Raw genomic sequence first — 21,530 nt, 5'->3', positions numbered from 1 at the left:
TCAGGCAACCCTTTTCGAAAGCAGCAAGCGATAGAGTTCGACATATTTTTCGGCGCTCTTGTCCCAGGAGACATCGGCTTTCATGCCTTGGCGCTGCAACGATTCCCAGACCGGCGGGCTGGCATGTGCATCCACGAGGCGGCGCATGGAGTGCAGCAAGGCGCCGGCATTGTTGGGCGCGAACTGGAAGCCGGTCGCGACGCCGGCCGAAACGGCGGCCTCGTTGGCATCGATGACCGTATCGGCCAGGCCGCCGGTGCGGGCAACCACCGGCACGCAGCCATAACGCAGCCCGTAAAGCTGCGTCAGTCCGCACGGTTCGAAGCGCGAGGGAATGACAATGGCGTCGCAGCCGCCTTGCATGATGTGCGATAGCCCTTCGTCATAGCCGATGACGACGCCGATACGGCCGCGATGCCTGGCCGCGGCGGCAAGCAGCGCGCCTTCGAGGCCGGCATCGCCCGAACCCAGGATGGCCAGCCGTGCGCCCCTGGCAACGATGCCGTCGACGACCATTGCCAGTATGTCCATACCCTTTTGCCAGGTCAGGCGGCTGATGACGCAGACGATCGGGCTGTCGTCGCGCTCGAGACCGAAGCGGTCCTCCACGGCAGCCTTGTTCGGCGCGCGCGCCTTCAGCGTCGCCGCCGTATAGGCGGAGACCAGATGCTTGTCGGTTTCCGGGTCCCAGATGCCGGTGTCGATGCCGTTGACGATGCCATAGAGATCGCTGGAGCGCATGTTGATGAGGCCGTCGAGACCCATGCCGAATTCCGCCGAACGGATCTCCTGCGCATAGGTCGGGCTGACGGTAGTGATTGCCCAAGCTGCCTGCAGCCCGGCCTTGAGGAAGCCGACGCCGCCATAATATTCGACGCCGTCGAGCGCCATCGCCACCGCCGGCAAGCCAAGCTCGCCGAAGATGCCGGCGCCGAACTGACCCTGGAAGGCAAGGTTGTGGACGGTCATCATCGAGGGGACGCCGACCGCCTTGCCGTAGCGCATGTAAGCCAGCGTCATCGCCGACTGCCAGTCATGGGCATGGACGATGTCGGGCTGATAGCCCGAGATGGCACCGCCGGCGATGTCGCCGCCAACCTGGCTCAGCGCCGCGAAACGCCGCCAATTGTCGGGCCAGTCGACGCCGGTCGCATTGCCATAGGGGCCGCCGGGACGGTCGAACAGATGCGGCGCGTCGAGCACGAACAGTTCTAGCCCGGCGAGCTGGACGGAATGGACGGAGGCCTTGGCGCCCTGCAGCAAGGGATATTGCAGAACGGCCTTCTTTTTCTTGAAGGCCGCCATCACGGTCGGAAAGCCGGGAATGAGCGTGCGCATGGTCACGCCCTTGGCCGCCAGCGCGATGGGCAGCGCACCGGTCACGTCGGCAAGCCCGCCGGTCTTGATCAGCGGAAAAATCTCGGGCGTGACCGACAGAACCTGCATGCGCCTACAATCCGATCCTGTCTGTCCTAGAGCCCTTTGTCTTGACCCAATTCCGGACGGAAAACCGTTTCACACTTTTCCTGGAATTGCTCTAAAGCGCCAGCTTGTCGATCATATCCTGAGTGACCAGGCAGATGCCCTTTTCAGAAACACGGAAGCGCTTGGCGTCGAGGACGGGGTCTTCGCCGACCACCAGCCCTTCCGGTATCCTAACACCATGGTCGATGACGACGCGCTTCAACTTTGCGTTCCGACCGACATGAACGTCGGGCAGCATGACTACTTCTTCCAGCGTCGAATAGGAATTGATGCGCGCCCCGGTGAAGATCAGGCTTCTCTTCAGCGAGGCCCCCGAGACAATGCAATCGCCCGAGACCAGCGAGGAAACGGCGGAGCCGCGGCGGCCATCCTCGTCATGCACGAACTTTGCCGGCGGCTTCAATTCGGCATAGGTCCAGATCGGCCAGTCGCGGTCGTAGAGGTCGAGTTCCGGCGTGATGTCGGTCAAATCGATGTTGGCTTCCCAATAGGCGTCGACCGTTCCGACATCGCGCCAGTAAGCCTCGTTCTCGGCGGTCGAACGGACGCAGGACTTGGCGAAGCGGTGGGCGATCGCCTTACCGTGCTGGACGATGTAGGGAATGATGTCCTTGCCGAAGTCGCGGCTGGAGCCCGGCTCGGCGGCGTCGCGGCGCAGCTGCTCCATCAGGAACTTGGTCTTGAACACGTAGATGCCCATCGATGCCAGGGCGAACTCCGGCCTGTCGGGAATGCCAGGCGGATCGGCGGGCTTTTCGACGAAGGCGATGATGTTGTCCTTGGCGTCGACATGCATGACGCCGAAGCCGACGGCTTCCATGCGCGGCACCTCGAGGCAGCCGACGGTGACGTCGGCATTGGCGTCGACGTGCTGGCGAAGCATCAACTCGTAGTCCATCTTGTAGATGTGGTCGCCGGCGAGGATCACCATGTATTCGGGCCCGTAGGCCTCGATGATGTCGATGTTCTGGTAAACCGCGTCGGCCGTGCCCTCATACCACTGCGTTTCCGAGACGCGCTGGCTGGCCGGCAGGATGTCGAAACTCTCGTTTCGTTCGGGCCGCAGGAAGTTCCAGCCGCGCTGCAGATGGCGGATCAGCGAATGCGCCTTGTACTGGGTGGCGACGCCGAGGCGGCGAATGCCGGAATTGAGCGCGTTGGAGAGTGCGAAGTCGATGATGCGCGTCTTGCCGCCGAAATAGACGGCCGGCTTGGCGCGTCGGTCGGTCAGTTCCTTGAGGCGGCTGCCGCGGCCGCCGGCCAGTACATAGGCCATGGCATCGCGCGCCAGCGGCTGGGTCCGTTTCAACTCTGCCATTTCTACCCTCCCAAGTTACTCAGTCTCGACATGTTACCCAGTTTCGGGGCTCAGTCCGCAACCAGTTCGAGCATGATCGTCGACAGCGGCGGCAGAAGCATCGTTGCCGAGATGCCTCCTCCCTCCGCCCGCGCCTCGACCATGCCGCCATTGCCCTTGCCGGAACCGCCATATTCCGAAGCGTCGGTGTTGATGATTTCGCGCCAGTTTCCGGCCGTGGGCAACGGCACGCGATAATTGTCGCGCGGCACCGGCGTGAAATTGCAGATGACGGCCACTGGGCTGCCACCCGGTGCGCTGCGCAGCCAGGCAAAAACCGAATTCTGGCTGTCGTCGACGATCAGCCAGGAAAACCCTTCCGGTTCGCAATCGCGGCCATGCAGCGCCGGGCGCGAACGGTAGAGATAGTTGAGATCGCGCACCGTCTGCCAGACGCCGCGATGCGGGCGGAACTCAAGCAGGTTCCAGTCGAGTGCGCGTGCCTCGCTCCATTCGCGGCGCTGCGCGAACTCCTGCCCCATGAACAGCAGCTTCTTGCCGGGATATCCCCACATGAAGGCGTAATAGGCGCGCAGCGTCGCGAATTTCTGCCAGTCGTCACCGGCCATCTTGCCAAGCAGCGTGCCTTTGCCGTGCACCACCTCGTCATGCGAGAGCGGCAGCACGAAGTTCTCCGAGAAGGCGTAGGTCAGGCCGAAGGTGAGATCATTGTGGTGGTGCTTGCGAAAAATCGGCTCCTTGGAGAAATACTCCAGCGTGTCGTGCATGAAGCCCATGTTCCACTTGAAGCCGAAGCCCAGCCCGCCTTCATGCACCGGTGCCGAGACCTTCGGCCACGATGTCGATTCCTCGGCGATGGTCATCACGCCCGGATGGTGGCCGTAGACCTCCTTGTTCATCTTCTGCAGGAAGGTGACCGCCTCGAGGTTCTCGCGGCCGCCCTTTTCGTTGGGGATCCATTCGCCCTGCTTGCGCGAATAGTCGAGGTAAAGCATCGAGGCGACCGCATCGACGCGAAGGCCGTCGACATGATATTTCTCGGCCCAGAACAACGCGTTGTTGACGAGGAATGACACCACCTCGCGGCGGCCGAAATTATAGATCGCGGTGTTCCAGTCGGGATGAAAACCCTTGCGCGGATCGGCGTGCTCGTAGAGCGCGGTGCCGTCGAAATGAACCAGGCCGTGCTCGTCGACCGGGAAATGCGCCGGCACCCAGTCGAGAATGACGCCGACGCCGGCGCGGTGGGCGCCATCGACGAAGCGGGCAAAGCCGTCCGGATCGCCGAAGCGGGCCGACGGCGCATAGAGTCCGGTTGTCTGATAACCCCAGGATGGATCATAGGGGTGTTCGGAGATCGGCATGAACTCGATGTGTGTAAAGCCGGTCTCGACTGCATAAGGGATCAGCCGGTCGGCCAGTTCGTCCCATGACAGGAACGTACCGTCGTCGCGAAGCTGCCAGGACCCGGCATGGACCTCGTAGATCGAGATGGCTTCGCGCCGATGATCGGCATTGCGCCAGAAACTGCGATGGGCCTCGTCGCCCCACGGATGCGCCGGCGGCACCGCGGTCACCGAGGCGGTCGCCGGCCGCAATTCGGACTTGAAGGCGAACGGGTCGGCCTTCAGCGGCAGCCTGACGCCATCGGGGCCGATGATCTCGTATTTGTAGGGCCGGCCGGCGCCGATATCGGGAATGAACACTTCCCAGATGCCGGTGTCGCGGCGGTCGCGCATCGAATGCCGGCGGCCGTCCCATTCGTTGAAATCGCCGACCACCGAGACGCGCCGCGCGTTGGGAGCCCAGACGGCGAAATGCACGCCCGTGGCGCCTTCGTGCTCGATGACATGCGCGCCGATTTTGTCGAACAGCCTGAGATGCGAGCCCTCGGCGATGTAGTAATCGTCCATCGGCCCGAGCACCGGTCCGAACGAATAGGGATCCGTCAGCCACCAGTCGCCGCCGGCGTTCCTGGCATGATAGCGCAGCGGCTGACGCTTGCGGATAGACAGCTTGCCTTCGAAAAACCCACCGTCGTCGCGCCTCGACAGTTCACCGGCGATGTTGCCGGTCAGCGTATAGGCGGTGACGAACTCCGCATGCGGGACAAAGCAGCGGGCAAACAGGCTCTTGCCGACCTCATGGACGCCAAGGATAGCGAAGGGATCGCCATGCGTGCCGGCAACAATCGCCGCGACATCGCTGGCTGCCGCCAGTCCGTCCGGCCCGCTTGTCGCAGCGGTCGCGCGCGGCTTCTTCATCAGGCAGTGTCCCTCCCCGGGCACGACTCTTTGTTCTTATGCATGTCGTTGCCCCAAAACCGCCAAGCACTTTTGGGCGACATGCACCAATGTTTGTTTCGTGCCTGTCATTGTCCCAAAACCGCTATGCACTTTTGGACGACATGCAACGAGACCGATTGTTCGTGGCCTCATGCAATCACATCAGACGGGCACGTTCCAGATTTCTTTCGCATATTGGCGGATCGTGCGATCGGAGGAGAACCAGCCGACACGCGCAACGTTGCGGATTGCCTTGGCGTACCAGTCGGGACTGTTGCGCCAAACGGCATCGACGTCGCGCTGCGTCGCAGTGTAGGTGTCGAAATCGGCAGCGACCATGAACCAATCGCTCTGATAGAGACCGTTGATCAAGTCGCGGTAACGCTCCGGATCGTCCGGCGAGAAGACGCCCGACGATACGGCCGCCACTGCCTGTGCCAGTTCGGGCGATGCTTCGATGACAGCGCGCGGGTTGTAGCCATTGCTGCGCCGCTCGGCGACCTCGGCCGTCGTCAGGCCGAAGATGAAGATGTTGTCGTCGCCGACGCACTCCTTGATCTCGACATTGGCACCGTCGAGCGTGCCGATGGTCAGCGCGCCGTTCAGCGCGAACTTCATGTTGCCGGTGCCCGACGCTTCCATGCCGGCGGTCGAGATCTGCTCGGAAAGGTCGGCTGCCGGCATCATGATCTCGGCCAGGCTGACATTGTAGTTCGGCACGAACACCACCTTCAGCAACCCGCGCACGGCCGGGTCGCGGTTGATGACCTTGGCGACGTCGTTGGCGAGTTTGATGATCAGCTTGGCGTTGTGATAGCTGGGTGCCGCCTTGCCGCCGAAGAATTTTACGCGCGGCATCCAGTCACGCTCGGGGTGCGAGCGGATCTGGTCGTAGAGCGCGATCGCTTCGAGGATGTTGAGGAGCTGGCGCTTGTATTCATGAATGCGCTTGACCTGGATATCGAACAGCGCCGAGGGATCGACCTTGACGCCGAGCCGGTCGGCGACGAGATTGGCCAGCCGCACCTTGTTGGCGCGCTTGACGGCGGCGAACTTGTCGCGAAAGTCGGCATCATCGGCGAAGGCATCGAGACCCTTGATGGCGTCGATGTCGTCGAGAAAGCGGTCACCGATCGCCTCGCGGGCGAGCGACGTCAGCCCGGGATTGCACTGGATCAGCCAGCGCCGCGGCGTGATGCCATTGGTCTTGTTGTTGATGCGGTCGGGGTAAAGCCTGTGGAGGTCAGCAAACACCGTCTCCTTCATCAATTCCGTATGCAACGCCGAGACGCCGTTGATCGAGTGCGAACCGACAAAGGCCAGGTTGCCCATGCGCACCCGGCGGTCGCCGTTTTCCTGGATCAGCGAGATACGGCTGATCTGCTCATCCGAGAACTGGTTGGAGGCACGCGCCTCCAGAAGCACCTCGGCGTTGATCGCGTAGACGATCTGCATATGACGCGGCAAAAGCCGCTCGAACAGGGGCACCGGCCAGCTTTCCAGCGCCTCGGGCAGCAGCGTGTGGTTGGTGTAGCCGAAGGTGCGCTTGGTGATGCTCCAGGCCTGGTCGAAGTCCATGCCGTGGACGTCCATCAGCAGACGCATCAGCTCCGGCACGGCGATAGCAGGATGGGTGTCGTTGAGATGGATCGCCGCCTTGTCGGGCAGCGACAGCAGATCGCCATACTGGCTGAGATGACGTTGCAGGATGTCCTGCAACGAGGCGGTCGAGAAGAAGTACTCTTGCCGCAGCCGCAGCTCCTGCCCGGCCTTGTGCGAATCCGCCGGATAGAGCACGCGCGACAAGGCGTCGGCCTTGTTGCTTTCGGCGAGCGCGCCGATGTGGTCGCCGGCATTGAACTTGTCGAGCAGGATCGGATCGACCGGCATGCCCGACCACAGCCGCAGTGTGTTGACGCGGTTGGCCCGCCAGCCAACGACGGGCGTGTCATAGGCGACGGCCAGGACGTGTTCGGTCGGCTTCCAGACATGGCGCTCGAGCCGGCCGTCCTTCGAGGTGATCGATTCCACCGAACCGCCGAAACCGACCTCGAAGGAGCGTTCGCGGCGTTCGAACTCCCAGGAATTGCCGTGATCAAGCCAGGTTTCGGGCAGTTCGACTTGCCAGCCGTCGTGGATCTCCTGACGGAACATGCCGTTGGCGTAGCGGATGCCATAGCCATGCGCCGGAATGTCGACAGTTGCCATGCTTTCCATGAAGCAGGCCGCGAGCCGTCCGAGACCACCATTGCCGAGCGCCGCGTCGGGCTCGAGCGCGGCGATGAGGTCGAGGTCGACCCCAAGCGACGACAGCGCCTTGCGCATGTTGTCCATCAGGCCGAGATTGGAGAAGGCATCGCGCATCAGCCGGCCGATGAGAAATTCCAGCGACAGGTAATAGACCCGCTTTTCCTGCTGGGCGTAGGCCTCCTGTGTCGCCTGCATCCAGTGATCGACGACGCGGTCGCGAACGACCTTGATGGATGCGGTCAGCCAGTCGTGCTGAGTGGCCACGGACGTGCCCTTGCCGACCCGGTATTTGAGGGCCATCAAGACTTCTCTTGCGAGCGTCTCCGGGTCAGGATTTTCGAGAAGTGGCGGGAGGGGTTCGGATGTCATCGCGCTCGTCATGCTGCCTCTCGTGCGGTTGCCATGATCATAACGGCTTTCATAGTTCCTCCCAGCCTATGCTAGCCGATACCGCCGCATGTTCAATCGATTTAGATGGGCCTGCTCCAGCTTACCCTGCGGCAATTTGACAATTCAGGCCGCCAGCGCCGCCTCCGGCGGAGCCTTCGCTCCCGTCATGAAGGCGACGGCGTCGGACATGGTATATTGCTTGGGATCGATGACGGCGAGGCGACGACCCAGGCGATGGATGTGAATTCGGTCGGCCACTTCAAAGACATGCGGCATGTTGTGCGAGATCAGCACGATCGGTAGCCCGCGCCTCTTCACGTCAAGCATCAGCTCAAGCACACGGCGGCTTTCCTTGACGCCGAGGGCTGCTGTCGGCTCATCCATTATCACCACGCGGCTGCCGAATGCGGCGGCGCGCGCCACAGCGACGCCCTGGCGCTGACCGCCGGAGAGCGTTTCGACGGCTTGGTTGATGTTCTGGATGGTCATCAGCCCCAGTTCGGAAAGCTTTTCACGGGCGATCCTCTGCATCGCCGAGCGGTCGAGCCTTCGCAGCCACTGCCCGACAAAGCCCGGTTTGCGTATCTCGCGGCCGAGAAACATGTTGTCGGCGATCGATAACGCCGGAGACAGCGCAAGGTTCTGGTAGACGGTCTCAATGCCGGCCACACGCGCCTCGATCGGTGAGCGGAAATGCACCGGCTGGCCATTGAGTTCGATCGTGCCTGAGTCCGGAATGACCGCCCCACACAGCGCCTTGACCAGGGTCGACTTGCCGGCGCCGTTGTCGCCGATGACTGCGAGGATTTCGCCTGGCAACAGGTCGAAATCGGCATTGTCGAGGGCGACAACCCTGCCGTAGCGCTTATTGAGGCCTCTAGCTTGGAGAACCGGAGTAACGTTCATGCCGAAATTCTCCTGATCCATTGGTCGATCGTGACAGCAACGATGATCAGCACGCCCACGGCGAAGTCCTGCCACAGCAACTCAAGCCCCGAAAGCGCAAGGCCGTTGCGGAAGACGCCGACGATCAAGGCGCCGATCAGCGTTCCGACGATCGAGCCGCGGCCGCCAAACAGGGAGGTGCCGCCGATCACGACAGCGGTGATGGAGTCGAGGTTTGCGGTCTGGCCTGCCTGCGGACTTACGCCACCGATGCGCCCGATCAGCACCCAGGCGGCGATCGCGCAGATGAAACCGGCGAGCCCGTACACGGCGATCAGGGTCCGTTTGGTGTTGATACCGGCCAGTCTGGCTGCATCCGGATCATCACCAGTGGCGTAGATGTGTCGACCCAACGCCGTTCTGTTCAGCACGTACCAAATAACGAACGCCAGGATCAACATGACCAGCGAACCATAGGTCAGCACCCAGCCTTTCAAAAAGGTCCAGTCGAGCCCGAGCGTTTTTGAGAAGAAATCATAAGGTTTGAAGATCGTACCCGTCCACTGCAGGAATGGCGCCGCCGCCTCCATGTCCTGCTGGCGAATGGTTTCGCTCTGGGAATACCAAACGTTCAGCGCGCCAAAAATGCTCCAGGTGCCAAGCGTGACAATAAAGGGCGGCAAGCGCAGCATCGTCACGATCAGGCCGTTGACGACGCCGCATGCCAGACCGCAGAGCAACCCGAGTGGAAATGCGATCAATACCGGAACGCCGTAGACGACCGCGGTCCGCCCCATCACCACCGAGCACAGGATCATGATAGCGCCGACGGACAGGTCGATTCCGGCAGTAAGGATTATCAGCGTCTGCGCCACACCGAGCACAGCGATGATCGTCACCTGCTGCAGCACCAACGAAAAGTTGAACGGAGCAAAAAACTTGTCCGGCGCTGCAATCGAAAAGATGACCACACCCAACAGCAGAACGAAAAAGGGAATGGACGTGGGAAATTGATGAAGGAAGGCCTGGAGGCGACGGATCGCGCCGGCATCCGACTCATCAAAACTGGCCAGGGCTTCGGTGGCACCCTTCAGCCCGCGTTCGGCGGTGACCGAACCCGCGGTATCGTCGCTCATCAGGCAATCCTCCCCAACGCCTCGCTGTCAGGGGGCGCCACGTGCGCCCCCTTTGAGTTCTGGACAATAGTCTTCATGGAACGATGTTGAAAGGCGCTCAGCCCCAGCAGAGCTTCAGGCCTTCCTCGACCGAAATCGACGTCACGCCCTCAACCGGCTTGGCTGTGATGAGTTGCGCACCGGTGTCGAGGAAGCCCATCTTCGGGTCGATATCCGGAATCTTGCCCGAGACGATCGCCTCTAGCGCCATCGCCGCCATCTTTAGCGGATACTGCTGGCTGGTCGCGCCGATTACGCCTGCCTGAACGTTCTTCACGCCAGGGCAACCACCGTCGATCGAAACGATCATCACGCTGCCGTCATCCTTGCCTACTGCCTTGAGCGCTTCCCACGCACCGGCCGCGGCGGGCTCGTTGATTGTGTAGACCACGTTTACATCCGGGCACTTCTGCAGCGCGTTCTCCATCGCCGTGCGGCCCTTCTCCTGGTCGCCTTGGCTGATTTCGTGATCGCAGATACGCTTGTCGTCTTCGTCGCCGTATTTGTTGGGATCCTTCACGTCGATCCCGAAGCCCTGCATGAAGCCCTGATCGCGCAGAAAATCGACGGTCGGCTGGTTGGTCGCGAGATCGAGAAATACGATCTTGGCGTCCGCTGCCTTGTCGCCCAGGGTCTTGGCAGCCCACTGACCGATCAGCATGCCGGCCTTGCGGTTATCGGTCGCAAAGGTCGCGTCCGCAGCGTCCATCGGATCGAGTGGCGTATCGAGCACAATCACCTTGAGGCCTGCGTCGCGCGCCTTCTTGATGGTCGGCACAATCGCCTTCGAGTCGCTCGGCACGATGGCAAAACCCTTGGCGCCGGCCGAGATAAGGTTCTCGATCGCCGCCACCTGGCCGTCATTGTCGCCGTCGAACTTGCCGGCAGCGGCGATCAGGGTAACGCCAAGTTCCTTAGCCTTGGCCTGAGCGCCCTCACGCATTTTCACAAAGAACGGATTGGTTTCGGTCTTGGTAATCAGACCGACGGTATCGGCCGCATACGAGGCGCCTGCCATCGCGCCGTAAAAGGCAAGGCCGGCAACAGCCGCCTTCATGATATTCCATTTACCCATGACTTCCTCCCAGTGATGCATTTTCGGGTGCCGGCCAACCGGCCTCCACGGCATCCACGACATTCTCCCAGCATGGACGCCTTATCGCAACAGACACCAGTCGATGATTGCTGTCAATAATTAAATCACTCTTATTTATTATTGACAGCCTTGCGCCATTCACCCATTCTGGCCCAAAAGCAGTGAGGGGAAACGACGGGAGGAACAAAGGTGGAGACCGGCATTGCGAGGCACGGTTCGCCTGAGGCAGCCGAGAGCCGTCTGCACCGTGGCACCAACCAGAGCGGCATGCGGGACCACAACGAGCGGTTGGTGCTCTCGCTGGTGCGCCAGCACGGCAGCCTGGCGAAGTCCGACATCGCCCGCATGACCGGGCTTTCGGCGCAGACGGTTTCGGTCATCATGCGCGAACTGGAGGAAGAAGGCCTTCTGCTGCGGCAGGCACCGTTGCGCGGCAAGATCGGCCAACCCTCGATCCCGATGGCGCTCAACCCCGACGGCGCCTACTTCATTGGCTTGAAGATCGGCCGCCGCAGCGCCGAACTCGTGCTAATCGACTTCCTTGGCCAAGTCCGTTCGATGCTGCAGCATTCCTACCGCTACCCGGCGCCACGCGAGACAGTGGAGTTCGTCACCACCGGCATGAAGAAGATGCGTGGCGAGCTGACGCTCGCACAGGACAAGCGCATCGCCGGTCTGGGCATCGCCATGCCGTTCGAATTGTGGAACTGGGCCGATACCGCCGGCGCCCCGCGCGATGCCATGGACGAATGGCGTCATCGCGACATAAGGGCGGACATCCAGGCACAGTGCGATTTTCCGGTTTACCTGCAGAACGATGCGACTTCGGCCTGCGGCGCTGAACTCGTCTTCGGCCAGACCGGTGCGGCCCGCGACTTCGTTTATTTCTACATCGGCGCCTTTGCCGGCGGCGGCATTGTGCTGAATGGCCGGCTTTTCGGCGGGCCAACCGGCAATGCCGGAGCACTCGGCTCGATGCCCGTGCCGGGGCCGGATGGCAAGCCGACCCAGTTGATCGACGTGGCGTCCATCGCCATGCTCGAAAAGGCGCTCAATGCGCGCGGCGTCGAGGCTTCGCATCTGTGGACATCGCCGGAAGACTGGGGCGAGATCGGCCCCGAACTCGATGACTGGATTGCCACCGCCTCGCGGGCGCTCGCCTATGCCATCGTTGCAGCATCCTCGGTCATCGATTTCGAAGCAGCGGTGATCGACGGATGGATGCCGAAGGCAGTGCGCCGCCGGCTGGTCGACGCCATCATCGCGGCCATCGCCACGATCGACGGAGAAGGCCTGAAGCTTCCTGCCGTTCGCGAGGGAACCGTCGGCATCCACGCCCGGGCGCTCGGCGGCGCCAGCCTGCCGCTCTCCGAACGCTTCCTGATCGGTTCGACGACGATTTCCAGGAGTGCCTGATGCTGATCGGAATCCCGGCGCTGCTTGGTCCGGAGCTTCTGGCGACATTGCGCGCCATGGGCCATGGTGACGAGATCGCGATTGTCGACGGAAATTATCCGGCCGAAGAACAGGCCAACCGGCTCATCCGAGCAGATGGTCATCATCTCCTGCCTGTGCTCGACGCGATCTTGAGCGTGCTGCCGGTCGACGATGCGGTGCCGGAGGCGCTGTTTCGCGCCTCGGTCAAAGGTGATCCTTCGCTTGCCGATCCCGTGCATCACGAGATCGAGGCGCTGTGCGCAAAACGCGCGCCCGGCCGCAAGGTGGTTGCGCTGGCCGGCGCCGACTTCTATGCACGGGTCAAATCGGCGCATGCCATCGTCGCGACAAGCGAGCCGCGGCTCTACGCCAACATCATCATCCGCAAGGGCGTGATCTATCCGCCGGAGACCAGCAAGCCATGATCCTCTGCTGCGGCGAAGCCCTCATCGACATGCTGCCGCGCACGACGACCAACGGCGAGCCGGCCTTTGCCCCCTATGTCGGCGGCGCCGTCTTCAACACGGCCATCGCGCTTGGGCGGCTGGGCGCGCCGGCCGGGTTCTTTTCCGGCCTGTCGTCGGATCTGTTCGGCGGTCAGTTCAGAGACGCGCTTGGGGCGAGCAAGGTCAGCTCCACCTATGCGCACACGTCACCACGGCCAACGACGCTGGCTTTCGTCAAGCTGGACAACGGCCAGGCGACCTACACATTCTATGACGAAAACACCGCCGGCCGCATGCTGACCATCGACGACCTGCCGCAGCTCGGCAACGAGATCGAGGCCATGCTGTTCGGCGCCATCAGCCTGATCTCCGAGCCTGCCGGCAGTGCCTATGAGGAGTTCATGCGGCGCGAGCATGAAAGCCGCGTCATGATGCTCGACCCCAACATCCGGCCGAACTTCATCCCGGACAAGGCCAAGCATCTCAGGCGCATCCGCGCCATGATGGCGATGGCCGATATCGTGAAACTGTCGGACGAAGACCTGAACTGGTTCGGCGAAGCCGGCTCGCACGAGGATGTCATCCGCAACTGGCTCGACCGCGGCCCGAAGCTGATCGTCGTCACGCGTGGCAGTGAAGGCGCCATCGGCTACACCAAGGAACACGCCGTCACAGTGATGACGGAGAAGGTCAAGGTGGTCGACACGGTCGGCGCCGGCGACACATTCAATGCCGGCATCCTCGCCTCGCTGCAGGAACAAGGCCTGCTGACAAAGACGGCAATCGCCGGCCTTTCGCAGGACGCCATCGGCAAGGCACTGGCGCTTGGCAACAAGGCGGCGGCCGTGACCGTGTCGCGGGCCGGCGCCAATCCGCCGTGGCGGCATGAGATCGCCTGACCAGGTCGCGATGGGCTCAAGACAGATCAGGCTTCTCGATCACTTTATGTTTCGCAGGGCCGATCTCAGGGATTATCAAGGTAGGATCGGCGCCGACGAAGGCCGGATTTCCGGCATCTCGCGAAGACACGCCGGAAAATACAGGTAACAGACTGCGACACTTGCGCAATTCGCGGTTTTGCTGCCGCGGCTTTCTCGGCCGGCGCAACTCTGATACCAGCGGCCGGTTATCTGGCTAACCCGTTTTGAGGCCGACATGCAATTCATCGATCTTGGCGCGCAGCGCGAACGAATCCGCGACCGGCTGAAGGCCGCGATCGACCGAGTCGTCGAAGAAGGCCGCTATATACTCGGCCCGCAAGTCACCGAATTCGAAGGCAAGCTCGCCGCCTATGTCGGCACCAAGCATGTCGTGGCCTGCGCCAACGGCACCGATGCGCTGCTGTTGCCGCTGTTTGCAGCCGGCGTAGGCCCGGGTGACGCGGTATTCGTGCCAAGCTTCACTTTCGCCGCCACGGCCGAAGTGGTGGCGTTGGCCAAGGCAGAGCCGGTGTTCGTCGATGTCGATCCGCACAGCTACAACATCGACATTGCCAGCCTCGAGGCAGCCATCGCCATGATCAAGAAGGAAGGCCGGCTGAAGCCTAAGGCGATCATTCCCGTCGATCTGTTCGGCCTTGCCGCCGATTACGATGCCATCATGGTGATCGCCAACCGCGAAGGGCTGATGGTGATCGAGGATGCCGCCCAGTCGATGGGCGGCTCAAGCGACGGCAAGATGTGCGGCTCGTTCGGCGCGGTCGGCTCGACCAGCTTCTACCCGGCAAAGCCGCTTGGCTGTTATGGCGACGGCGGCGCGATGTTCACCAATGACGATGCGCTGGCCGAACAGCTCAGGTCGTTCGCCTTCCACGGCAAGGGCGAGACGCAGTACGACAATGTCCGCGTCGGCATCAATTCGCGGCTCGACACCATCCAGGCGGCGATCCTGATCGAGAAGCTGGCCATCCTCGAAGACGAGATGGTGGTCCGCCAGGTGGTGGCCAATCGCTACGCCGAAGGGCTTGGCGACATCGTCACCGCGGCCCGCAACCTGGACGGCAGCCGGTCGGCCTGGGCACAGTATGCGATCGAGACGCCCAAGCGTGACGGGCTGAAGGCGCATCTCGGCGAAAAGGGCATTCCATCGGTCATCTATTATGTGAAGCCGCTGCATGCCCAAGTCGCTTATCGCGACTACCCGCGCACGCCGACCGGCCTTGCCGTGTCGGAGGACCTGCCAAAGCGGATCCTGTGCCTGCCGATGCACCCCTATCTCAGCGAAGCCGACCAGGACCGGATCATCGAGACGATCCGCAACTATATCGGCTCGAATTCGGCGCAGGCCGCAGCCGAGTAAGCTGCCGACCCGCCTCAGCTGCGGGTGGCCTCGCCTGCCCTGCCGCTGGCACCAACCTTGCCGCTGGCAATGAAATGCGGATTGGCGAAATCCTCGTCATCGCTCTGCTTGCGCTTGCCGTAGACCAGGGGCTGGCCGTCCAGCGTGCGCGTCATGCCGCCGGCCGCGCGCAGCACGGCGTCGCCCGCCGCGGTGTCCCATTCCATGGTGCGGCCGAAGCGCGGATAGACATCCGCTTCGGCGCTGGCGAGAAGACAGAATTTCAAGGACGAGCCGACCGAGACGATCTCGGCAGCACCGAGGTCGCGAATATAGGCTTCGGTTTCCGGCGTGTTGTGGGAGCGGCTGGCGACGACGGCCAATGGTTCCACGGCCGTCCGCACCGAGATCGGCCGGCGGGCTGTGATCCGGTAATCGTTGTCGACCTCGATGGCTTCTGCACTGCCCGGCCGGCCCGAGAAAAAACGGCCGCTGCAGGGAGCGAAGACGACACCGACTTCCGGCACGCCATGGCGGACAAGCGCGATGTTGACGGTGAAATCGGTGCGGCGGTTGACGAATTCCTTGGTGCCATCGAGCGGGTCGATGAGAAAGAAGGCACCTTCCAGGTCCGGTGGTACGATGCCGGCGGATGCTTCCTCCTCGGCCACGCAGGGGATGTCGGGAAATGCGGCACGCAGCCCGGCGAGAATGATCTTCTCGCTCTCACGGTCCGCCTCGGTCACCGGCGAAGCGTCGGACTTGCGGTCGACCGCGCAGCCGGCATGGAAGACACGCATGACCTCGCGTCCGGCCGCCAGGGCCAGCCGCTCGAAGATTTCAAGCATCAGCCTGTCGTCAGATGCCGCCGCCGTTGTCGTATTGGTCTTCGGCAATGTCGCGCTCGTTCAGCCAGTGTTCCAGGGCGTCTACCATCTGTTCGGCCGATTTGCCGAGCGTCTGCAGATGGATTTCCGGTTTTTCCGGCGCTTCGTAGGGTGAATCGACGCCGGTGAAGTTCTTGATCTCGCCATTCAGCGCGCGGGCATAAAGGCCCTTCGGATCGCGCCTGGCGCATTCCTCGAACGGCGTGTCGACAAACACCTCGATGAATTCGCCGTCGGCCATCAATTCGCGCGCCATGCGCCGCTCGGCACTGAACGGCGAAATGAACGAGACAATGACAATCAATCCGGCATCGGCCATCAAACGCGCCACTTCGGCGACGCGGCGGATGTTCTCGACGCGATCGGCGTCGGTGAAACCAAGATCGCGGTTGAGACCGTGACGGACGTTGTCGCCGTCCAGGATATAGGTGTGGCGGCCGGTGGCGAACAGCTTCTTTTCGAAGAGGTTGGCGATGGTCGACTTGCCGGAGCCCGACAGTCCGGTGAACCAGAACACGGCGGGCCGCTGGTTCTTCATGTCGGCGCGGACGCGCTTGCCGACATCGAGCGATTGCCAATGGATGTTCTCGGCCCGGCGCAGCGAATGCAGGATCATGCCGGCGCCGACCGTGGCGTTGCTGATGCGGTCGATCAGGATGAAGGCGCCGGTGGTGCGGTTCTCGGCGAAGGTATCGAAGGCGATCGGCGTCCGTGTCGAGATGTTGCAAATGCCGACTTCGTTCATGTCAAGCGACTTGGCCGCTTCATGGGCGAAGTCGTTGACGTTGATCCGGTACTTCAGGTCGGTGACGGTGGCGCTGGTTTGATCGGTCTCGGTGCGCAGGATGTAGGAACGGCCGGGCAGCAACGCATGCTCGTCGAACCAGACGATGTTGGCGGCGAACTGGTCGGCGACCTGCGGCCGTGCGGCCGGCGAAACCAGCATGTTGCCGCGCGAGATCTCGACCTCGTCGTCCAGAACCAGCGTTATGGCCTGGCCGGCGGCCGCCTGGGCCAGGTCGCCGCCATAGGAGACAATCCGCTTGACGCGCGAGGATTTGCCGGACTTGGCGACGACGACCTCGTCACCGGGTGCAACCGAACCGGATGCGATCGTGCCGGCAAAGCCGCGAAAGTCGAGATTGGGGCGGTTGACATACTGGACCGGGAAACGGAACGGCAGTTCGACCACTGCTTCCTCAACCGACACGGTTTCGAGATGCTCGATCAGCGTCGGACCGGAATACCATGCCATGCTGTCCGAACGGCTGGTGACGTTGTCGCCGTAGCGGGCGGACATCGGGATCGGCACGATGGTCTGGAAGCCGAGATCGCGCGAGAATTGCCCGTAGGCCTCGGTGATGCGTTCGAAGACCGCCTGGTCGAACCCGACGAGATCGATCTTGTTGACCGCCAGGACGATGTGCCGGATGCCGAGCAGCGAGGCGATGATCGAGTGCCGTCTCGTCTGCGGCAATACCCCTTGCCGGGCATCGATCAGCACGATCGCCAGGTCGGCGGTCGAGGCGCCGGTCGCCATGTTGCGCGTGTATTGTTCGTGGCCGGGCGTGTCGGCAACGATGAACTTGCGCTTCGGCGTGGCGAAGAAGCGGTAGGCGACGTCGATGGTGATGCCTTGCTCGCGCTCCGCCTCGAGGCCATCGACCAGCAGCGCGAAATCGATGTCGTCGCCGGTCGTGCCGTGTTTGCGCGAATCGCGTTCGAGCGCGGCCAGCTGGTCCTCGAAAATCTGCTTGGTGTCCGACAGCAGGCGCCCGATCAGCGTCGACTTGCCGTCATCGACCGAACCGCAGGTCAGGAAACGCAGCAGCGACTTCTTCTCCTGCGCCGCCAGGTAGTCGCGGACGCCGTCGGTGGGTGCCAGGCTCTTTGCCATGATGTGGCGCATGGTCAGAAATACCCCTCGCGCTTCTTCTTTTCCATAGAGCCGGCTTCATCGCGGTCGATCAGGCGACCCTGCCGTTCGGAGGTGCGCGCGGTCAGCATTTCGCCGACGATGGCTTCCAGCGTGTCGGAATCCGATTCGATGGCGCCGGTCAGCGGATAGCAGCCGAGCGTGCGGAACCGCACAAGCCGGTTCTCCACCGTCTCGCCGGGACGCAGTTTCATGCGCTCGTCGTCCCGCAGGATCAGCATGCCGTCGCGCTCGACCACCGGCCGTTGCTTGGCGAAATAAAGGGGCACGATCGGGATGTTTTCCTGCAGAATATACTGCCAGATGTCGAGCTCGGTCCAATTCGACAGCGGGAAGACGCGGATCGATTCGCCCGATGCGATGCGGGTGTTGAATATCTTCCACATCTCGGGTCGCTGGTTCTTCGGGTCCCACACATGCTGCGCGTTGCGGAAGGAGAATATGCGTTCCTTGGCGCGCGATTTCTCCTCGTCGCGACGGGCGCCGCCAAAGGCCGCGTCGAAACCGTATTTGTCGAGCGCCTGGCGCAACGCCACGGTCTTCATCACATGGGTATGCGTGTTCGAACCGTGATCGAATGGATTGATGTTGTCGCGCACGCCATCTTCGTTGACATGAACCAGCAGATCGAAACCGAGTTTCTGCGCCATCTGATCGCGAAAGGCGATCATCTCGCGGAATTTCCACGTCGTGTCGACGTGAAGAAAGGGGAACGGCGGCTTGGCAGGATAAAACGCCTTCATCGCCAGATGCATCAGCACCGAAGAGTCCTTGCCAACGGAATAGAGCATGACCGGCTTGGCGAAGGCGGCCGCAACCTCGCGGAAGATATGGATGGACTCGGCTTCAAGCCGTTGAAGATGCGTAAGCGCAATGGTCATGGACTGTAAGCGTTCTTTCGTGCCTTCCGACAGAAGACCTCGCCTCAAATCATCGGGCTTTTTGCGCCCGGTTCAAGCCTTGCTTCTGGACAATCTCTCTCGTGCCGGCGTTCTAGCAGATCGCCGTCGGAGAGAACAATGCTGGACTGGCCCCGCGGCGCACGGTTCGGGAATGAATTTTCCATGGGCGCGGCAAAACCCGGAAATTCCTGCTCACAGGGCAAGCCGCTAGGAAAAGCGGGGGAAAATATTGCCTGGCTGAACATGCCAATTGCAACGTGAGAGCCTCACCCAGGCCACCGTCGGTGGCCATCGATTTCTGGCGGCAATCCCACCTTGCCGCACTATCGAAAAAACGGCCAAGCCGCTATACCGGCTGCTGAAGACGAGCACGACGCATGATGGAACACGTGCTATTTCGAGGCGATATCCGTTGCCGCCGACGACACCTATCGCTCCCAGAGAATTGTGACCTAGAGCATTGAACCGGTTTTCATCGATAAGACAGCAATTCACTGCCTCGCGGGTGAATGTCTACTTCTCCATCCTTTGCTTCTTTTTTCCACCGGTTCTGGGATCGTTGGTCAGTTTTGTGTTCAATGGCGGAGCCCTCGCCTCCCTCGCGCTGATTGCCGCCGGGAAAAGGCGCTTCAACATCGACCGGCCCATGATCTGGCTGACGGTCGCGATCTATGCCTATTGCGCCGCCAATCTCATGGCTTCCATCGTCAACAACGCGTTGGTCAGAGATGCGCCACACCTGATCCCGCTCGTTACCTTCCTGTTTTTCCCAATCTCCTATTCGACCTGGAGCATCACGCAGAAAGCCACGCTTGCCCGTACCATCGTGCTCAGCAGCATGGCCGCCTGTTTTGTCGCGCTGCTGATGGCCGTCATCCAGCAATATTGGATTGGGGTCAGGGCCGAGGGCGGGGCAGGCAATCCGATCGTCTTCGCAACCGTCGTCTGCCTTGCCGTGGCGGTCTGCGTGGCCGGTGCCTTGTCAGGCATAGAGCGAGCCCGGAACCCCCTCTTCTACGCTGCACTGGCCGGGACGATCGCCATCATCTATTCCGGTTCGCGTATTGTCTGGCTGGCGCTGCTGATTGCCGGCATCGCTGTGCTTTTGATCAACCATCAGAGGCTCAGAGGCAGGAATGCCGTTCGCGTGCTGCTGCTGCTGACGGCAGTCGGTGTCGTCATCGCGGCTTTCGGCTCCCAGGCGATATCCGGGCGCGTCGACTTTCTGCGCTCCGATTGGGATGCGCTTGGGACCCACGACAACTACGACACCTCATTGGGAATACGTGTTGCCCTTTGGGACATCGGCCTCAAGGCGTTCCATGACATGCCCGTGTTCGGACATGGTGTGGGCGCGAGCCAGCTTCTGATCAAGCAGGGCTTTCATGACCAGTTCGCAATGGACACAGGCTTCAACCATTTCCACAACGGCTTCCTCACCGCCCTGGTGCAAGCAGGAATTCTGGGCGCCATGACGCTGGCGGCGATCTTTGTCTTTGCCGCTGGAAATGCCGTCCGGGTCTTGCAAAACAGCCGCGATCCGGTCGAGCGGTTCGGCGCGACCATGATTGTCATCGTTGTGATCACCTATCTCACAGCCGGAATGACAGGCATCCTGATCGGCCATGACATTCTGGACTCGGTGCTGATGGTCTTCCTGGTGTGCGGGACATATCTTGCCTCCGGACGTCAGGCTCCGTTGGCGGAAGGGCAAGCACTTCCACCAGAGGTGGAAGGACAGGCGCTTCCACCAGCCACCCAAGAGCTGTCGCGAGCAAGGCAATGAAAGTCTTGGTGACAGGTGCGACGGGTTTCGTCGGACGTCTTGTCGTGCAGCACCTTCGCGACGCCGGGGCCGAGCTTCGCCTCGCCTCCCGTCACCCGGAGAGGCTGGGATCGGGAGGCGAAGCCGTGGCGATGCCCGCTTTCGATGCGCCTGCCGCGGCCTTCCTGGCGCTGACTAGGGATGTGACCCATGTCGTCCATTGCGCCGGCCTCAACAATGATCAGGGCGACGCCACCGAAGCCGATTATCGGGCGGCCAATGTGGAATTGAGCGCGCGGCTGGCGCAGGCAGCGGCCGCGCAGGCTAGTGGACGTTTCATCCACCTCTCCTCGATCCGGGCCGTGATCGGCGCTCGCGTCAGCGCGACGATCGACGAGAACACGCTTCCTGCCCCGCAATGCGACTATGGGCGCTCGAAGCGCGAAGCTGAAATCAAGGTTCTCAACGCCTATGCGTCACTCGGCCGTTCCGATGCCGCCGTGTTGCGCCTGCCTCCGGTCTATGGAAGCGGCATGAGGGGAAACCTGGCGACGCTGATGCGCCTGGCCGATACGGCGCTGCCGCTGCCGACAGGCGCCTTGGCGGGAATCCGCTCGCTGATGTCCTCCGAAGCCGCGGCGCGAGCGGTGTCGCACCTGCTGAGCCATTCGGGCTCACTTCGTCCGACCTATATTGGCGCCGATGTGCCACCGGTTGCGATCGCGGCCGTCATCACCGCTTTTCGCAGGGGTTTCGGACGGCCGACGCGCCTGATCACGGTGCCGGCCGGCCTGATGCGGCCGGCCGCGGCCGTGCTGGGCAAGCGGGCGTTTTGGGACAGCATGACCGCGACGCAGATATGCGACCCTTCGCTGCTGATATCGCAGGGCTGGGCACCGGAAACCGGTACGCTGGAGCGGCTGAGCGACCTGGCGCGGCTTCGTGAACGACGACTTCTTGCTTGACCAAGATCTCTTCCAAAACCGGCCTCCGGTT

The 21,530-nt window shown here is 62.2% G+C and carries 17 protein-coding genes; 7 read left to right on the top strand and 10 right to left on the bottom strand.

Features of this window, described 5'->3' with window-relative positions; genetic code table 11:
* From glgA to AC0ZT5_RS02505, 7 genes are all read right to left on the bottom strand, one after another.
* Nucleotides 1-1,446 (bottom strand): glycogen synthase GlgA, encoded by a 1,446-nt coding sequence (gene glgA / locus AC0ZT5_RS02535; protein ID WP_488495126.1) that lies wholly within the window; start codon nucleotides 1,444-1,446, stop codon nucleotides 1-3.
* 91 nt (nucleotides 1,447-1,537) lie between these two features.
* Nucleotides 1,538-2,803, bottom strand: coding sequence for a glucose-1-phosphate adenylyltransferase (gene glgC / locus AC0ZT5_RS02530; protein WP_477283532.1), 1,266 nt, complete (start codon nucleotides 2,801-2,803; stop codon nucleotides 1,538-1,540).
* Between the two features lie 50 nt (nucleotides 2,804-2,853).
* On the bottom strand, nucleotides 2,854-5,067 hold the full coding sequence (gene glgB, locus AC0ZT5_RS02525) for a 1,4-alpha-glucan branching protein GlgB (RefSeq protein WP_488495125.1): 2,214 nt from the start codon (nucleotides 5,065-5,067) through the stop codon (nucleotides 2,854-2,856).
* A 183-nt stretch (nucleotides 5,068-5,250) separates the two neighbouring features.
* Nucleotides 5,251-7,719: a glycogen/starch/alpha-glucan phosphorylase gene (locus AC0ZT5_RS02520; RefSeq protein ID WP_488495124.1), complete on the bottom strand. Its 2,469-nt coding sequence runs from the start codon at nucleotides 7,717-7,719 to the stop codon at nucleotides 5,251-5,253.
* A 132-nt stretch (nucleotides 7,720-7,851) separates the two neighbouring features.
* Nucleotides 7,852-8,655 (bottom strand): ATP-binding cassette domain-containing protein, encoded by an 804-nt coding sequence (locus AC0ZT5_RS02515; protein ID WP_477283538.1) that lies wholly within the window; start codon nucleotides 8,653-8,655, stop codon nucleotides 7,852-7,854.
* Nucleotides 8,631-9,749: an ABC transporter permease gene (locus tag AC0ZT5_RS02510; RefSeq protein WP_095089737.1), complete on the bottom strand. Its 1,119-nt coding sequence runs from the start codon at nucleotides 9,747-9,749 to the stop codon at nucleotides 8,631-8,633. The genes AC0ZT5_RS02515 and AC0ZT5_RS02510 overlap by 25 nt, the downstream gene beginning before the upstream one ends.
* Before the next feature lie 97 nt (nucleotides 9,750-9,846).
* A complete protein-coding gene (locus AC0ZT5_RS02505; protein ID WP_457151332.1) occupies nucleotides 9,847-10,863 on the bottom strand; it encodes a substrate-binding domain-containing protein in 1,017 nt (338 codons plus the stop codon).
* A gap of 210 nt (nucleotides 10,864-11,073) precedes the next feature.
* Between AC0ZT5_RS02505 and AC0ZT5_RS02500 the strand changes: the two genes are divergently transcribed.
* From AC0ZT5_RS02500 to AC0ZT5_RS02485, 4 genes are all read left to right on the top strand, one after another.
* Nucleotides 11,074-12,300, top strand: a complete 1,227-nt coding sequence (locus tag AC0ZT5_RS02500) for an ROK family transcriptional regulator (protein ID WP_488495123.1) — start codon at nucleotides 11,074-11,076, stop codon at nucleotides 12,298-12,300.
* Complete coding sequence (locus AC0ZT5_RS02495; RefSeq protein WP_477283544.1) at nucleotides 12,300-12,746, top strand: RbsD/FucU family protein; 447 nt, start codon at nucleotides 12,300-12,302, stop codon at nucleotides 12,744-12,746. The genes AC0ZT5_RS02500 and AC0ZT5_RS02495 overlap by 1 nt, the downstream gene beginning before the upstream one ends.
* Nucleotides 12,743-13,666 carry a carbohydrate kinase family protein gene (locus AC0ZT5_RS02490; RefSeq protein ID WP_488495122.1) on the top strand — a complete coding sequence of 308 codons (924 nt, stop codon included), beginning with the start codon at nucleotides 12,743-12,745 and terminating at the stop codon, nucleotides 13,664-13,666. The genes AC0ZT5_RS02495 and AC0ZT5_RS02490 overlap by 4 nt, the downstream gene beginning before the upstream one ends.
* A 256-nt stretch (nucleotides 13,667-13,922) precedes the next feature.
* Nucleotides 13,923-15,065, top strand: a complete 1,143-nt coding sequence (locus tag AC0ZT5_RS02485; RefSeq protein ID WP_488495121.1) for a DegT/DnrJ/EryC1/StrS family aminotransferase — start codon at nucleotides 13,923-13,925, stop codon at nucleotides 15,063-15,065.
* A 14-nt stretch (nucleotides 15,066-15,079) separates the two neighbouring features.
* Here AC0ZT5_RS02485 and cysQ read toward each other — a convergent pair whose 3' ends face one another.
* The 3 genes from cysQ to cysD are packed head-to-tail and all read right to left on the bottom strand — an operon-like array spanning nucleotide 15,080 to nucleotide 18,748.
* Nucleotides 15,080-15,892 (bottom strand): 3'(2'),5'-bisphosphate nucleotidase CysQ, encoded by an 813-nt coding sequence (cysQ, locus tag AC0ZT5_RS02480; protein WP_488495120.1) that lies wholly within the window; start codon nucleotides 15,890-15,892, stop codon nucleotides 15,080-15,082.
* Between the two features lie 10 nt (nucleotides 15,893-15,902).
* Nucleotides 15,903-17,840 carry a sulfate adenylyltransferase subunit CysN gene (cysN, locus tag AC0ZT5_RS02475; RefSeq protein WP_457151336.1) on the bottom strand — a complete coding sequence of 646 codons (1,938 nt, stop codon included), beginning with the start codon at nucleotides 17,838-17,840 and terminating at the stop codon, nucleotides 15,903-15,905.
* A gap of 2 nt (nucleotides 17,841-17,842) precedes the next feature.
* On the bottom strand, nucleotides 17,843-18,748 hold the full coding sequence (cysD, locus tag AC0ZT5_RS02470; protein WP_488495119.1) for a sulfate adenylyltransferase subunit CysD: 906 nt from the start codon (nucleotides 18,746-18,748) through the stop codon (nucleotides 17,843-17,845).
* Nucleotides 18,749-18,886: 138 nt separating this feature from the next.
* On the opposite strand from cysD, the gene AC0ZT5_RS02465 reads away from it, so the two are divergent.
* The 3 genes from AC0ZT5_RS02465 to AC0ZT5_RS02455 all read left to right on the top strand — a co-directional run bounded on the left by AC0ZT5_RS02465 (nucleotide 18,887) and on the right by AC0ZT5_RS02455 (nucleotide 21,499).
* Nucleotides 18,887-19,030 carry a hypothetical protein gene (locus AC0ZT5_RS02465; protein ID WP_488495118.1) on the top strand — a complete coding sequence of 48 codons (144 nt, stop codon included), beginning with the start codon at nucleotides 18,887-18,889 and terminating at the stop codon, nucleotides 19,028-19,030.
* 199 nt (nucleotides 19,031-19,229) lie between these two features.
* Complete coding sequence (locus AC0ZT5_RS02460) at nucleotides 19,230-20,555, top strand: O-antigen ligase family protein (RefSeq protein ID WP_488495117.1); 1,326 nt, start codon at nucleotides 19,230-19,232, stop codon at nucleotides 20,553-20,555.
* Nucleotides 20,552-21,499, top strand: a complete 948-nt coding sequence (locus AC0ZT5_RS02455) for an NAD-dependent epimerase/dehydratase family protein (RefSeq protein ID WP_488495116.1) — start codon at nucleotides 20,552-20,554, stop codon at nucleotides 21,497-21,499. Before AC0ZT5_RS02460 ends, AC0ZT5_RS02455 begins: the two co-directional genes overlap by 4 nt.
* The last annotated feature ends 31 nt before the right edge of the window (nucleotides 21,500-21,530 follow it).

It is taken from the genome of Mesorhizobium sp. CNPSo 4670 (assembly GCF_057784235.1).
Note: the sequence above shows the minus strand (reverse complement) of the source record. Positions and strands in the feature narration are given on the sequence as shown.